Raw genomic sequence first — 316 nt, 5'->3', positions numbered from 1 at the left:
TTCGTACCCTTCTCAATGCAGGTGAGGTAGTCGTAGCTGCTGGTGGTGGAGGTATTCCAGTTGTCCAAGAAGCAGATGGCACCCTGACCGGTGTGGAAGCAGTTATTGATAAAGACTTTGCTTCTCAATGTTTGGCAGAATTGGTTGATGCAGACTTGTTTATCGTCTTGACAGGTGTGGACTATGTCTTTGTCAACTACAACAAACCAGATCAAGAAAAATTAGAAACAGTTACCGTAGCTGAATTGGAAGAATATATCAAACAAAATCAATTCGCACCAGGTTCCATGCTACCGAAAGTTGAAGCAGCTATTGC

The 316-nt window shown here is 43.0% G+C and carries 1 pseudogene; it reads left to right on the top strand.

Annotated elements, in window-relative coordinates:
- Positions 1-316, top strand: a pseudogene (locus tag C1E99_RS01020) (carbamate kinase); the annotation flags it as partial.

The organism is Streptococcus suis (assembly GCF_002964045.1).
Taxonomy (GTDB): domain Bacteria; phylum Bacillota; class Bacilli; order Lactobacillales; family Streptococcaceae; genus Streptococcus; species Streptococcus suis_U.
Note: the sequence above shows the minus strand (reverse complement) of the source record. Positions and strands in the feature narration are given on the sequence as shown.